The sequence below is a fragment of the Cellulomonas sp. KH9 genome (assembly GCF_900114185.1).
Lineage (GTDB): Bacteria > Actinomycetota > Actinomycetes > Actinomycetales > Cellulomonadaceae > Cellulomonas.
In genome coordinates, this window is record NZ_FOSE01000003.1 from 656614 (window position 1) to 670431 (window position 13818).

The following is a 13818-nucleotide window of genomic DNA, read 5'->3' on the forward strand; positions in this document are numbered from 1 at the left end:
GAGGAGGAGCGTCATGGCAGCGATCACGCTGAGCCACGTCGTCAAGGAGTACGGCGACGGGTACCCGGCGGTGAACGACGTGAGCCTGGACATCGACGACGGCGAGTTCGTCATCCTCGTCGGGCCGTCGGGGTGCGGGAAGTCGACCCTGCTGCGCATGGTCGTGGGCCTCGAGGACATCACGGACGGCGAGATCACGATCGACGGCGACGTGGTCAACGACAAGGCGCCGCGCGACCGCAAGCTGGCGATGGTGTTCCAGAACTACGCCCTCTACCCGCACCTGAGCGTGTTCGAGAACATCGCGTTCCCGCTGCGCCTCGACAAGGGCAAGTACTCGGAGGACGAGGTCCGCGCCCGCGTCGAGAAGGCCGCGGACACCCTGGAGCTGCGCGAGCACCTCGACCGCAAGCCCGCCAACCTGTCCGGCGGTCAGCGGCAGCGTGTCGCGATGGGCCGGGCGATCGTGCGGGACGCACGGGCGTTCCTGTTCGACGAGCCGCTGTCCAACCTCGACGCCAAGCTGCGCGGCCAGATGCGCACGGAGATCTCCCGCATGCAGCGCCGGCTCGGCACCACCACCCTCTACGTGACGCACGACCAGACCGAGGCGATGACGCTCGGCGACCGCGTCGCGGTGCTGAAGAAGGGTGTGCTGCAGCAGGTCGCCAGCCCGCGGGCGCTGTACGAGCAGCCCGTCAACCTGTTCGTCGCCGGCTTCATCGGCTCCCCGCCCATGAACTTCCTGCCCGGCGAGGTCGACGGTGACGTGCTGCGGCTCCCGCTGACCGAGGTGCCGCTGACGGACGACCTGCGGGCCCGGATCGGGGACCGGGACCTCGTCATCGTCGGGCTGCGGCCCGAGCACCTCGAGGACGCGAGCACCCTCGACGACGACACCCGCGGCACCGGCGTGACGTTCGAGGCGGACGTGGACGTGATCGAGTGGCTCGGGGCCGAGCTGTACGCGTACGTGCCGTTCGAGACGCACGCCTCGGTGGAGAAGACCCTCGAGGAGCTCGACCGCGACCTGGACGGGGAGGGCATGCGGACCCAGCTGGTCGCGGCGCTCGGCTCCGAGGCGCGGGTCCGCGACGGTGACACCGCCGAGCTCTGGTTCGACCCGGCACGGCTGCTGGTCTTCGATCCCGAGACGGGCGAGAACCTCACGTACGACGGCGAGTCCGCGCGGCGCTCCGACGAGGAGAGCGTCGAGGAGCGCCGTCGGACCACGGAGCGGGCGCACCGGCGCGCCGAGGCCGCCCGCGACCCCGCGGCCTGAGCCCGTCCTGTCGCGCCGTCCCGGGAGGCCCCGTCCCGGGAGGCACCGGGGCGGGGCGACGGGACGTCAGTGCTGCGGGACGACGCCCGGTCCGGCGCCGATGTCGCCGATGACCTGCGCGACGCGCGCCCGGCCGTCGGCCAGGGTGTACTCCAGCGCGACGATCGCGCACCGCCCGGCCGCGATCTCGTCCGCGAGCGACACGGAGTACCCGTGCAGCTGGCGGGAGGTGTGCAGGACGTGCTCGTGGCCGAGCGTGGCGGCATCGAACGAGTCGAGCGGCCGCCCCGAGGCGGTGAGCCCCACGATCGACGGGATCACGCGGTCCACCACGGCCTGCACGAAGCCGGGCGGGACGTTGCCGCTGGTCATCGCCTCGACGGTCGCCGCGACCGCGCCGCACGAGTCGTGCGCGAGGACGACCACCAGCGGTGCCCCCAGCACGTTGACGCCGTACTCGATCGACCCGATGACGGTCGTGTCGAGCACGTGCCCCGCCGTGCGGACCACGAACAGGTCACCCAGGCCCTGGTCGAAGATGATCTCGGCCGCGACCCGGCTGTCGGAGCAGCCGAAGACCACGGCGAACGGGTGCTGCTCGCTGCTGACCTCGGTGCGACGGTCGATCCCCTGCGAGGGGTGCAGCATCCGGTCCTCGACGAAGCGCAGGTTGCCGGCGTTCAGCTCCGCCCAGGCCTCGGCGGGCGTCGTCGGTGTCGTGGTCGCAGCCGTCATGCGGGGGTGCCCTCCGTCGTGTCGGTCGGTTCGTCGAGCTCGTCGCGTCGCGGCGGGTTCGCACCCGGGCGGGACACCGTGATCGCCGCGATGCGGGCGCAGCGCTCCAGGACCCCCCGCACCGTCGCGGTGTCGACGTCGTGCAGCGCGGCGCGCCGGTCGGCGCCCAGCAGCCCGGCCTCCCACAGGCCGTCGACCAGGCCCCCCATGAAGGAGTCGCCGGCGCCGACCGTGTCGGCCACGGTCACGCGGGGCGCCGCGACGGACAGGCGCGCGCCGGCCGACGTGACCGCGAACGCACCCTCACCACCGTGCGTGACCACGACCAGGGCGGGGCCGGACCGGCTCCACGCCTCGGCGATCTCGGCGGGCGCGACGCCGGGCCGCAGCCACGCCAGGTCCTCGTCGCTGACCTTCACGACGTCCACGAGGGCCACCAGGCGCTCGACGACCGGCCGGACGTCGGCCGGGTCGCCCATGAGCGCCGGGCGCAGGTTCGGGTCGTACGTGAGGGTGGACGTGGCGCGGCGGCTCGCGAGGAGCTCGGCGACCTTCGCGGCGCCCGGCGCCAGCACGGTCGCGATCGACCCGGTGTGCACGACCAGGGGCGCGGCGTCGTCCTCGTCCCACGACGAGGGCAGGTCCCACTCGAGGTCGAACTCGTACGTCGCGACGCCCTCGGCGTCCAGGTGGGCGGTGGCCACCGGGGTCCGGACCGCGGCGCGGTCGCCGCGCAGCACGTGGACGCCCGAGCGCTGCAGGTGACGGCGCACCAGGTCGCCGTCCGCGTCGTGGCCGAGCCACGTCAGCAGGTCGGCGCGCCTGCCGAGGCGTGCCAGGCCGAGCGCGACGTTCGCGGGGCTGCCGCCCGGGTGCTCGTCGCGGGTCCCGTCGGTGCGGCGGACGGCGTCGACCAGGGCCTCACCGACCACCAGGGCACGTGCCTCGCCGGTCACTGGTCCTCCTCCGTCCGGTCGCCGCCGCGGGCGGCCATCAGCCGTGCGCGGGCACCGTCGAGCCACTCCTGGCAGCGGGCGGCCAGCGCCTCACCGCGCTCCCACAGCGCGAGCGACTCCTCGAGCGTCCCGGCGCCGGACTCCAGCCGCGCGACGATCGCGACGAGCTCGTCGCGCGCCTGCTCGTAGCCGAGGCCCGCCGGGTCCGGGAGGGTGGGCGTCGCGTTCTCGTCACCGGCTGCGCCGGTCGTCTCGGATCGTGCCACGCGCACAGTCAACCAGCCGACCAGCGGACCCGCCGCGCCGTCCCACGTCGGCGTCCGTGCGCCGCGCAACGCCCGGCCCGGGACGTGTCACGGTGCGACGTCGGCCGCCAGCTCGCCCGCCGCGACGCGCAGGCGCAGCCGGTCACCGGGCGCGACGTCGTCGGGGCTGCGCACGACCGCGCCGTCGGCGCGCTGCACGACCGCGTACCCACGCTCGAGCGTCGCGGCGGGGGACAGGGCCCGCACCTGCCCGGCGAGACGCGCCGTGGCCGTGGCGGCCTGTGCCAGCGCGGCGTCGAGCACCGTGCGGCCGCGCCCGGTGAGCCGGTGCAGGGTGTCCTCGTGCGGGTCGACCAGCGTCGCGGGCCGGGCCAGCACCGGGCGGCTGCGCAGGTTCGCCAGCCCGGACTCCTCGCGGGCCAGCCGGTGGGTGACGGCCGCGCGGGTCCGTGACCGGGCCTGCACGATCAGCGCGCGCTCCTCGGTCACGTCGGGCACGACGCGCTTGGCGGCGTCGGTCGGCGTCGAGGCGCGCAGGTCGGCGACGAGGTCCAGCAGCGGGGCGTCCATGTGGTGCCCGATCGCGCTGACCAGCGGCGTGCGGCACGCGGCGGCCGCACGCACGAGCGTCTCGTTGCTGAACGGCAGGAGGTCCTCGAACGAGCCGCCGCCGCGCGCGACGACGATGACCTCGACCCGGGGGTCGGCGTCGAGCTCCGCGACGGCGGCGCTCACCTCCGGCACCGCGCTCGGGCCCTGCACGGTGACGCGGCGGATCTCGAACTGCACCGCGGGCCAGCGGGCGCGCGCGTTGGAGACGACGTCGTGCTCGGCGTCGCCCTGCTGCGCGCACACCAGCCCGACGACCGCGGGCAGGAAGGGCAGCGGACGCTTGCGGGACTCGTCGAAGAGGCCCTCCGCCGCGAGCACGCCCTTGAGGTGCTCGATGCGGGCCAGCAGCTCGCCCAGGCCGACCAGCCGTACGCGGTCGGCCGCGAAGCCCAGCGAGCCCTTCTTCACCTGGTACTGGGGGCGCGCGTGCACCACGACGTGCGCACCGTCCGTGAACCGCTCGCCGAGGCTCATCGCGGCGACCGCCGGCAGCGTCACGGACAGCGACATGTCGAGGTCGGTGTCGCGCAGCGTGAGGAAGAGCAGGGAGTTCCACCGCCGGACGTTGAGCACCTGGCCCTCGACCCAGACCGGCGGCATGCGGGCGACGTAGTCCGCGACCTTCGGCGCCAGGTGGCGCACCGGCCACGGGCGCTCGGGCGTGGTGTCGCCGGCCTTGAGGGGCAGCGGCAGGGGTGCCGCGGGCGGTGGGGCGGGTGCGCTCGTCTCGTCCTGCACACACCCAGCCTGCCGCACGCCCCCGACACCGCCGACCACGGGTGCGCGTGCCGGTCTCGCGGGCCGGGTGTCCTCCGGGGTGGCGGGAGGCGCGGGGTGGAGTCGTGGAGGTCGGGTGACGGTCGCCACCGTCACCGGGGGTGTCCGGGACGCCCGGCCTAGACTGGACCGGTGACCTCGACCGCCCCCGGCCCTGACCTCCGCGCCGACGTGCCCCCGGCGCGCAAGCGCGTGCTGCTCGCCGCCCCGCGCGGGTACTGCGCCGGCGTCGACCGCGCCGTCGTCGCGGTCGAGAAGGCGCTCGAGCACTACGGCGCCCCGGTGTACGTCCGCAAGGAGATCGTGCACAACCGGCACGTGGTCGACACGCTCGCCGCGCGCGGCGCCGTGTTCGTCGACGAGACGGACCAGGTGCCCGAGGGAGCGCGCGTCGTGTTCTCCGCGCACGGCGTCTCCCCGGCCGTGAAGGCGTCGGCCGCCGCGCGCAACCTGCAGACGATCGACGCGACGTGCCCCCTGGTGACGAAGGTGCACAAGGAGGCCGTGCGGTTCGCCGCCGACGACTTCGACATCCTGCTGATCGGCCACGACGGTCACGAGGAGGTCGAGGGCACGCAGGGTCACGCCCCCGAGCACATCCAGGTCGTGAACTCCCCGGCCGACGCGGACCACGTCGAGGTCCGTGACCCGGAGCGGGTCATGTGGATCTCGCAGACGACGCTGTCGGTGGACGAGACGATGGAGACGGTCCGCCGCCTGCGCGAGCGGTTCCCGCACCTGCAGGACCCGCCGAGCGACGACATCTGCTACGCGACGCAGAACCGCCAGGTCGCCGTGAAGAAGCTCGCGCCCGCCTGCGACGTCGTCATCACGGTCGGGTCGGCCAACTCCTCGAACTCGGTGCGCCTCGTCGAGGTCGCGCTCGACGCGGGCGCTCGCTCGTCGTACCGCGTGGACAAGGCCGCCGAGATCGACCCCGCGTGGCTCGAGGGCGCGACGACCGTCGGCGTGACGTCGGGTGCCTCGGTGCCCGAGATCCTCGTGTCGGACGTCCTGGCGTTCCTCGCCGCGCACGGCTTCGCCGACGTCGAGGAGGTCCGCACCGCGACGGAGGACCTCATGTTCTCGCTGCCGCGTGAGCTGCGCGCCGACCTCAAGGCTGCGGGTGAGCCGGCGGGTCGTCCGCGGCCCGACGGACGACGTCGCCTGGACGTCCAGCCCGTCTGACGTCTGCGCCGGCCGGCCTCGCCGGGGCAGGCTGCTGTGGTGGTCAGGCGGTCGACGCGTCCCCGTCGGCCGCGCGCCGCCGTGCGACCTCGTCCTGCAGCGCCCTCTCGTCACGCCGCCCGGCCGGGTCGCCGAGCACGAGGTCGTCCAGCGCGACGACCTGCTCCGCCGCCGACGCCACCAGCTCCGGCGCGCTGAGCGCGGTCAGCCGCGGGTTCGCCGGGCCGGGCGTCGGCAGGTCGGCGTCGACGACGTGGAGGTCGGCGAACCGGCGGGCGCTGACGAGCACACGGGACTCCAGCGACCCGACCGCCTGGTTGTACGCGCCGGCCGCCGCGTCGATCGAGCGGCCCAGCCGGGCGAGGTGGCTCCCCATCGTCGCGAGCCGCCCGTGCAGCTCCTTGCCGAGCGTGAGCACCTGCTGCGCGTTCGCGGCCAGCGCGTCCTGCCGCCACGCGTACGCCACCGTCCGCAGCAGCGTGAGGAGCGTGACCGGCGTGGCGATGACGACGTTGCGCTCGAACGCGTACTCGATGAGCGTCGGGTCCTGGTCGGCCGCCGCGTGCAGGAACGACTCGGCAGGCACGAACATCACGACGAACTCCGGCGCCGGGGCGAACTGGTCCCAGTAGCGCTTCGACGCGAGGTCGTCGACGTGCTTGCGCACGTGCCGCGCGTGCGCCGCGAGCCGCTGGGCACGGACCGTCTCGTCGTCCGTCTGCGCGGCGTCGAGGAAGCCGAGGAACGCGACCTTGGCGTCGACGACGACCTGCTTGCCGCCCGCGAGGCGCACCACCATGTCCGGGCGCTGCAGCCCGTCGTCCGTGCGCACCTGCTCCTGCTCGACGAAGTCGACGTGCGCGAGCATGCCCGCGGCCTCGACGACGCGCCGCAGCTGCACCTCGCCCCACCGGCCGCGCACCTGCGACGAGCGCAGCGCCGTGACGAGCTGCGACGTCTCGCCCCGCAGCTGCTCGGACGCCGCCCGCATCGCGCGGACCTGCTCACCGAGTGCCGCGTTGCCCTCGACGCGGGCCCGCTCGGCCTCGACCAGCTCGGTGCGGACGTGGTCGAGCGTGCGGGCCAGGGGCTCGACCATCGCGCGGACCGCCTGCTCGCGCTGCGCGAGCTCGCCCACCTGCGTCTGGTGCTCGGCGGCGAGCCGCTGGTGGGCCAGGGCGAGGAACTGCTCGCTGGTCGCCGCCAGCGCCTCGTCCGCCAGCGCACGGAACCGGTCACCGGCGCCGGCGCGCTCCGCCTCGAGGCGTGCGAGGGCACGGGCGGCCTCGACCTCGGCCGACCGCACCCGCTCCTCGGCCGCGCGGGCCGCGCGCGAGGAGCCGACCACCCACGCCACGACGGCGCCCAGGGCGGCGCCGACCAGCAGGGTGGACAGGAGCAGCGGGACGGCTGCGGTTCCGAGCGCGGGATCCATGGGGGCAGCGTGCCAGAGGGGACCGACAGGGCCCGCCGTCCTCCCGCCGTCCTCCTGCCGCGCCGCAGCCGTCACCAGCCCCGGGACGGAGGCCCGGTTCCGTCGCGCGGCCGATCCCCACGGCGGCCCCGCGCCCTAGTGTCGACCGCGTGACCACACCAGACGCCGTTCCGCCACCCGCCCCGGGCCCCGTCCCGGGCCTGTCCGGCGCGCCCGGGGTCGCGCCGTCGACGGCCGCCCCCGGTGCCCCGTCCCCCCGACCCGGCGCGCCCGCGCTCGCCCTGCAGGGCCTGTGGCGGCGCTTCGGCGACAAGGTCGCCGTCGCCGGCATCGACCTGACCATCCCGTCCGGCTCGTTCTACGGCCTGGTCGGCCCCAACGGGGCGGGCAAGACGACCAGCCTGTCCATGGCCACCGGCCTGCTGCGGCCCGACGCGGGCACCGTCCTGGTGCACGGCGTGGACCTCTGGGCGAACCCGGTCGAGGTCAAGCGGATGCTCGGGGTGCTGCCCGACGGGGTGCGCCTCTTCGACCGCCTGACGGGTGCGCAGCTCGTCACGTACGCGGGGCTGCTGCAGGGCCTGGACCGGGCGACCGTCGCCGCCCGCACCGACGACCTGCTCGCCGCCGTCGGCCTGTCGGACGACCGCGACACCCTCGTCGTCGACTACTCCGCGGGCATGACGAAGAAGGTCGCGCTCGCCTGCGCGCTGGTGCACGCGCCCCGTGTCCTGGTGCTCGACGAGCCGTTCGAGGCCGTCGACCCCGTCTCCGCGGCGAACATCCGCGAGATCCTCCACCAGTACGTGGCCGGGGGCGGCACCGTCGTCGTGTCGTCGCACGTCATGGACCTGGTGCAGCGCATGTGCGACCACGTCGCGGTCATCGCCGAGGGCCACGTGCTCGCGGCCGGCACCGTCGACGAGGTGCGCGCCGGGCGCTCGCTCGAGGAGCGGTTCGTCGAGCTCGTGGGCGGCCGGATCACCGGGGAGGGGCTCGCGTGGTTGCGCACCTCGTCCGACTGAAGCTGACGCTGCTGCGCAACGGCCTGCGCCGCAGCCCGTGGCAGGTCGTCGGCGTCCTGCTCGGCGCCCTGTACGGGCTGTCCGTGCTGGGTCTCGCGCTCGCCGGGCTCGTCGGGCTCGGGTTCGTCGAGATGCCGCTGCGGGGCGACCTGCTCGTCCTCGTCGGGTCGCTCGTGGTGCTGGGCTGGTGGTTGATCCCGCTGGTCGCGTTCGGCGTCGACGCCACGCTCGACCCGCGCCGGTTCGTGACGTTCGGCCTGCCGCGCCGCTACCTGGTCGTGGGGCTCGCCGTCTCCGGGCTCATCGGTGTCCCCGGGCTCGTCACGGCGCTGAGCGCGCTGGCCACGCCGCTGTCCTGGTGGCGGGAGCCTGCCGCCGCGGTGGCGGCGCTGGTCGGGGGAGTGCTCGGCGTCCTGACGTGCACGGTCGGGGCCCGGGCGACCACCACGGTCCTGGCTCCCGTCATCGGCCGTCGGCGCGTCCGTGAGGTCGTGGCCGCGCTCGCCATCCTCCCGTTCATCTTCCTGGGGCCGATCCTCGACCTCGTCGCCGACGGCGTGGGGTCCGTGGGCGGGCTCGGGGCGGCGGCCGGCGTGCTGTCGTGGTCGCCGGTCGGTGCACCGTGGGCGCTCGCGCCGGCCGTCGCGGCCGGTGACTGGGCCGGTGCGGGGCTGCGCCTGCTGATCGCCGTGGCCACGATCGTGCTGGCCGTCCGCGCGTGGTCGTGGGCGCTCGACCGCACGCTGGCGGAGCCCGTCACGGCCGGCGGCGAGTCGCGGGCGCGCGGCCTGGGGTGGTTCGGGCGGCTGCCCGCGACCCCCACGGGCGCGGTCGCGGCGCGCGCCGCCACGTACTGGGTGCGCGACCCGCGGTACGCGATCGCGGTCGCGGTCGTGCCGGTGCTGCCGCTGATCCTGGCGTTCATGTCGCCGGACGGCGGGGGCGTGCTGGTCGCGGGGCCGGCCGCGGCCTTCGTCCTCGGCTGGAGCATCTCGGCCGACGTCGCCTACGACGGCACCGCGTTCTGGACGCACCTCGCGGCACCGGTCCGCGGGGCCGCGGACCGGTGGGGCCGGGTCGTGGTCGCCGGGGTGCTGGGCCTGGTCGGCAGCGTCGTGGTCGTGGTGGGCACCGTCTGGTACGCCGACCGGTGGGACGCGCTGCCCGCGCTGCTGGGCGCGAGCGTCGGTCTGCTGCTCGCCGCGCTCGGCTGCTCCAGCGTCGTCTCGGCGAGCGTCGTGTACCCCGTGCAGCAGCCGGGGGAGAACCCCTTCGGCACCAAGCAGGGGTCCAGTGCCGCGGCGTTCACGTCGCAGATGGTCGGGTTCGCGGTGACCGGTGCGCTCGGCGCCCCGACCGCGATCCTGGCCGTGCTCGCGGTGGTGCGCGAGGACGCCCTCCTGGGCTGGCTCGCGCTCGTCGTCGGCGCGGTGCTGGGAACCGTGGTGCTGGTCGCGGGCGTGCGGGTGGGCGGGTCGATGCTGGACCGGCGCGGCCCGGAGCTCCTGCAGCGCATGCGCTCGTTCACGTGAGACCCGTCGGGGCGGGGACGGTGCGCCGTCCCCGCCCCGACGCCGCGCGGCCGTCGCGGCGCGGCAGGACCCCCACCCGCGCTGCGTAGACTCGTCACCCGTGGCTCTCACCATCGGCATCGTCGGACTGCCCAACGTCGGCAAGTCCACCCTCTTCAACGCGCTCACCCGTGCGCAGGTCCTCGCGGCGAACTACCCGTTCGCGACGATCGAGCCGAACGTGGGGGTGGTCCCGCTCCCGGACCCGCGGCTGGACACGCTCGCGGAGATCTTCGGCTCCGAGCGGATCCTGCCCGCCACGGTGTCGTTCGTCGACATCGCCGGGATCGTCAAGGGCGCGAGCGAGGGTGAGGGCCTGGGCAACAAGTTCCTCGCGAACATTCGCGAGGCGGACGCGATCTGCCAGGTGACGCGCGCGTTCGCCGACCCCGACGTCGTGCACGTCAGCGGCACGGTGGACCCCGAGGGCGACATCGAGATCATCGCGACCGAGCTCATCCTCGCGGACCTGCAGACGCTCGAGAACGCGATCCCGCGCCTGGAGAAGGAGGTCCGCGGCAAGAAGACGGACCCCGAGGTCCTCGCCGCGGCCAAGCGCGCCCAGGAGGTCCTCGAGAAGGGTCAGACCCTCTTCGCTGCGGGCCTCGCGGACGACGAGCACGTGCGGGCGCTGCAGCTCATGACGGCCAAGCCGTTCATCTACGTCTTCAACACCGACGACGCGGGCCTGGCCGACACCGCGATGCAGGAGCGGCTGCGGGCGCTCGTCGCACCCGCCGACGCGATCTTCCTCGACGCCAAGTTCGAGTCCGAGCTCGTCGAGCTCGACGAGGACGAGGCGCGCGAGATGCTGGAGGCCAACGGCCAGGAGGAGTCCGGCCTGGACCAGCTGGCCCGCGTCGGGTTCCACACCCTGGGCCTGCAGACGTACCTGACGGCGGGCCCCAAGGAGTCGCGCGCCTGGACGATCCGCCAGGGCTGGACCGCCCCGCAGGCCGCCGGCGTGATCCACACGGACTTCCAGAAGGGCTTCATCAAGGCCGAGGTCATCTCGTTCGACGACCTGGTCGAGGCCGGTTCGGTCGCCGCCGCGCGCGCCGCGGGCAAGGCCCGCATCGAGGGCAAGGACTACGTCATGCACGACGGCGACGTCGTGGAGTTCCGCTTCAACGTCTAGCGCGGTCCCGACCCGGCGCCTCCCACGGCCTCACCTCGACCGTCGACGGGTGCTCGAGCGGCCGTCCAGCCGTCCCTGGCGACGGGCCGCCCGTCAGTCCGCGCGCGGCGGGCGGCGGACCTGCTTGAGCTCCGAGCGTTCCCGCTTGTCCTGCAGCCGTCGGCGGTGCGAGCCCTGCGTGCGCCGGGTGGGGCGGCGGGGGACCGGCGGGACGACCGCCTCGCGCAGCAGGGCCGCGAGCCGCTCCCGTGCCGCGACGCGGTTCTGCCGCTGGGACCGCTGCTCGGACGCGTCGACCGTGAGGACGGTGCCCGCGAGCCTGCTCGACAGGTGGGCGAGGGCGCGGGTCCGCTGCACGTCGTCGAGCGCGGTCGTCGTGGCCAGGTCGAGGCTGAGCTGCACGCGGGAGTCGGTGGTGTTGACGCCCTGCCCTCCGGGGCCCGAGGCGCGCGAGAACTGCTCGACCAGCTCCGCCGCGGGCACGGTGAGGCCCCGGGGTGCGCCGGGGCCCGGGGTGATGCGCAGGTCGTCCACCCACGACAGTCTGCCCATCCGACCTCGGTGCGTCGGCCGGGGGTCCCGTCGGGCGTGCTCGGCGCCCCGCGTGCCACGGACCTGCGGCTTCGTCCGGGACCTGCCTGCTGCCGCTGGGCGAGCCGTCCCACGACGCGACGGGAGGCCCGCGTTTCCACCCTGTTGCGTCTCAATTTCTGAGACGTACTGCCCAGTATCGAATCCGTAACGATCGATCATCCCCGCGGGCTCCGTCCCAGATGTCGGGATTCGGGGAGGTAATCTCGCCACCATCCATCGTGGATGTCCGGTCAGGTGTGCCTCGACGGCAGCGCCCGGATGCCATGCCTTTCAGGAGGAACATTGAGGACGACACGCAGGTCAACGGCGGTCGTGGCGCTCGCCACGACGGCACTCGTGCTCGCCGCGTGCACGAGCCCCGAGGCGAGCGAGCCGGCTGCCAGCCCGTCGGCGGACGCGACCGACGAGGCGAGCACGACCGCCAAGGAGGACCTCGGGATCACCGAGACCGCCGACGGCGAGATCTTCTACTCGGTCGGTCAGGACGAGTGGACGGGGTACAACGCGTTCACCGCGGACACCTACTCCACGTACAACTCCGCCGTGAGCGACCGCCTGAACCCGGGTGGCTTCTTCTACTTCGGCACCGACGGCACCATCTACCCGAACGAGGAGTTCGGCTCCGCCGAGGTCGTCTCCGGCCTCGACGGCGACGAGCCGCTCGTCATCGAGTACACGGTGAACGACGGCGTCGAGTGGTCGGACGGCAACGCGATCGACTACGCCGACTTCCTCTTCGAGTGGGTCGCGCAGAACCCGGCGTGGCTGTCCCCGGACCCGTCGGCCCCGGTCTTCAACCACGTCTCGGGCACCGACTACACGCAGACCAACGTCCCGACCGGCCCGCAGGGCGAGGCCGGCGACCTGTCCTTCACGGTCGAGTACGCCGAGAAGTACCCGGACTGGAAGCTGGTCACGGGCGCCTACCTGCTCCCCGCGCACGTCGTCGCGGAGCAGATCGGCATCACCGAGGACGACCTCGTCGCGGCGATCAAGAACGAGGACGTCGAGACGATCACCAAGGCGGCCGAGTTCTGGAACAACTGGCTCTCGCCGACGCCGGGTCAGCTCCCCGACCCCGCCATCGCGCCCTCGGGTGGCCCCTACCAGCTCATGGAGGGTGGCTGGACGGCCGGCCAGTCGATCACGCTCGAGGCGAACCCGAACTACTGGGGCACGCCGCCGGCGACCGACCGCCTCACGATCCGCTTCCTCGCGGCCGACGCGCACCTGCAGGCGCTCGCCAACGGTGACCTCAACGTCATCGAGCCGCAGGCGACGGTCGACACGATCAGCCAGCTCGAGGGCCTCGGCGACCAGGTGAAGATCCAGACGGGTCAGAACCTGACGTGGGAGCACCTCGACTTCAACTTCAACAACGGCGTGTTCTCCGACGCCGAGGGTGGCCTGGCCGCTCGCGAGGCGTTCGCGTACTGCGTCCCGCGGCAGCAGATCGTCGACACGCTGATCAAGCCCGTCGACGAGGGCGCGGTCGTCATGAACGCGCGTGAGGTCTTCCCGTTCCAGGACGACTACGACGAGGTCCTCGAGGCGTCCTACGACGGCCGCTACGACGACGTCGACCTCGACGCCGCCAAGGAGAAGCTCGCCGAGGCCGGCGTGACGGAGCCCGTCACGGTCCGCATCGGTTACTCGGCGCCCAACCCGCGTCGTACCGAGGAGGTCGCCCTGATCAAGGCCAGCTGCGACCAGGCCGGCTTCGACGTCCAGGACGTCGGCTCGTCCGACTTCTTCTCCAACGCTCTGGTGAACGGTGACTACGAGGTCGCGCTCTTCGCGTGGGCCGGGTCGGGCCAGATCGCCTCGGGTCAGAACATCTACTCGACGGACTACCCGCAGAACTACGGCGGCTACTCCAACACGAAGGTCGACGAGGCGTGGTCCGCGCTGGCCGCCTCGCTGGACCCGGAGGTCCACCTCGAGCAGACGAAGGTGATCGAGAAGGAGCTGTGGGACACGCTCTACGGCATCCCGGTCTTCGCTCACCCGGGTGTGATTGCTCACACGTCGGACATCAAGAACGTCCGGTTCACCGCGACCCAGAACGGCGCTCTGTGGAACGCCGAGCAGTGGCAGCGGGCCAAGTGAGCCTGAACGGCCGCTGACGACGCCGCCGGCCGAGGCCGGCGCACGCAGGACGCACGGTGGGGCAGGGGTCACCCCTCTGCCCCACCGTGCACGCGTGAGCGCGTACGATTCGGCACCGTGATCCGTGGGC

12 protein-coding genes are annotated in these 13818 nt (G+C 73.7%); 6 read left to right on the forward strand and 6 right to left on the reverse strand.

Annotated elements, in window-relative coordinates; translation table 11 throughout:
• Positions 1-13: 13 nt before the first annotated feature.
• Complete coding sequence (locus tag BMZ16_RS12725; RefSeq protein ID WP_089800943.1) at positions 14-1282, forward strand: ABC transporter ATP-binding protein; 1269 nt, start codon at positions 14-16, stop codon at positions 1280-1282.
• Between the two features lie 66 nt (positions 1283-1348).
• Here the strand turns inward: BMZ16_RS12725 and BMZ16_RS12730 are convergent, their stop codons facing one another.
• From BMZ16_RS12730 to xseA, 4 genes are all read right to left on the reverse strand, one after another.
• A complete protein-coding gene (locus tag BMZ16_RS12730) occupies positions 1349-2017 on the reverse strand; it encodes a carbonic anhydrase (RefSeq protein ID WP_089800946.1) in 669 nt (222 codons plus the stop codon).
• Positions 2014-2973, reverse strand: coding sequence for a carbohydrate kinase family protein (locus tag BMZ16_RS12735; protein ID WP_089800948.1), 960 nt, complete (start codon positions 2971-2973; stop codon positions 2014-2016). The genes BMZ16_RS12730 and BMZ16_RS12735 overlap by 4 nt, the downstream gene beginning before the upstream one ends.
• Positions 2970-3239, reverse strand: coding sequence for an exodeoxyribonuclease VII small subunit (locus tag BMZ16_RS12740; protein ID WP_089801149.1), 270 nt, complete (start codon positions 3237-3239; stop codon positions 2970-2972). Before BMZ16_RS12740 ends, BMZ16_RS12735 begins: the two co-directional genes overlap by 4 nt.
• An 87-nt stretch (positions 3240-3326) precedes the next feature.
• The gene (gene xseA, locus BMZ16_RS12745; RefSeq protein WP_089800950.1) at positions 3327-4589 is read right to left on the reverse strand and encodes an exodeoxyribonuclease VII large subunit; all 1263 of its coding nucleotides are present in this window, start codon (positions 4587-4589) and stop codon (positions 3327-3329) included.
• A gap of 171 nt (positions 4590-4760) precedes the next feature.
• Between xseA and BMZ16_RS12750 the strand changes: the two genes are divergently transcribed.
• Entirely contained in the window at positions 4761-5816 is a 1056-nt protein-coding gene (locus BMZ16_RS12750; protein WP_255366617.1) for a 4-hydroxy-3-methylbut-2-enyl diphosphate reductase, read from the forward strand.
• A 43-nt stretch (positions 5817-5859) separates the two neighbouring features.
• Here the strand turns inward: BMZ16_RS12750 and BMZ16_RS12755 are convergent, their stop codons facing one another.
• The gene (locus tag BMZ16_RS12755) at positions 5860-7251 is read right to left on the reverse strand and encodes a DNA recombination protein RmuC (protein ID WP_089800951.1); all 1392 of its coding nucleotides are present in this window, start codon (positions 7249-7251) and stop codon (positions 5860-5862) included.
• 149 nt (positions 7252-7400) lie between these two features.
• On the opposite strand from BMZ16_RS12755, the gene BMZ16_RS12760 reads away from it, so the two are divergent.
• The 3 genes from BMZ16_RS12760 to ychF all read left to right on the forward strand — a co-directional run bounded on the left by BMZ16_RS12760 (position 7401) and on the right by ychF (position 10985).
• Positions 7401-8276 carry an ABC transporter ATP-binding protein gene (locus BMZ16_RS12760; protein WP_369822575.1) on the forward strand — a complete coding sequence of 292 codons (876 nt, stop codon included), beginning with the start codon at positions 7401-7403 and terminating at the stop codon, positions 8274-8276.
• Complete coding sequence (locus BMZ16_RS12765) at positions 8252-9808, forward strand: hypothetical protein (protein WP_089800954.1); 1557 nt, start codon at positions 8252-8254, stop codon at positions 9806-9808. Before BMZ16_RS12760 ends, BMZ16_RS12765 begins: the two co-directional genes overlap by 25 nt.
• A gap of 100 nt (positions 9809-9908) precedes the next feature.
• A complete protein-coding gene (gene ychF / locus BMZ16_RS12770) occupies positions 9909-10985 on the forward strand; it encodes a redox-regulated ATPase YchF (protein ID WP_089800957.1) in 1077 nt (358 codons plus the stop codon).
• A gap of 93 nt (positions 10986-11078) precedes the next feature.
• On the opposite strand, the gene arfB is transcribed toward ychF, so the two are convergent.
• Entirely contained in the window at positions 11079-11519 is a 441-nt protein-coding gene (gene arfB / locus BMZ16_RS12775) for an alternative ribosome rescue aminoacyl-tRNA hydrolase ArfB (RefSeq protein ID WP_089800959.1), read from the reverse strand.
• Positions 11520-11861: 342 nt separating this feature from the next.
• Here arfB and BMZ16_RS12780 point away from each other — a divergent pair, with 342 nt between their 5' ends.
• The gene (locus BMZ16_RS12780; RefSeq protein WP_255366618.1) at positions 11862-13688 is read left to right on the forward strand and encodes an ABC transporter substrate-binding protein; all 1827 of its coding nucleotides are present in this window, start codon (positions 11862-11864) and stop codon (positions 13686-13688) included.
• Positions 13689-13818: the final 130 nt, after the last annotated feature.

Coding starts and splice junctions, on each gene's coding strand:
- BMZ16_RS12725 (WP_089800943.1), top strand. CDS start 14: ATGGCAGCGATCACGCTGAGCCACGTCGTCAAGGAGTACGGCGACGGG.
- BMZ16_RS12730 (WP_089800946.1), bottom strand. CDS start 2,017: ATGACGGCTGCGACCACGACACCGACGACGCCCGCCGAGGCCTGGGCG.
- BMZ16_RS12755 (WP_089800951.1), bottom strand. CDS start 7,251: ATGGATCCCGCGCTCGGAACCGCAGCCGTCCCGCTGCTCCTGTCCACC.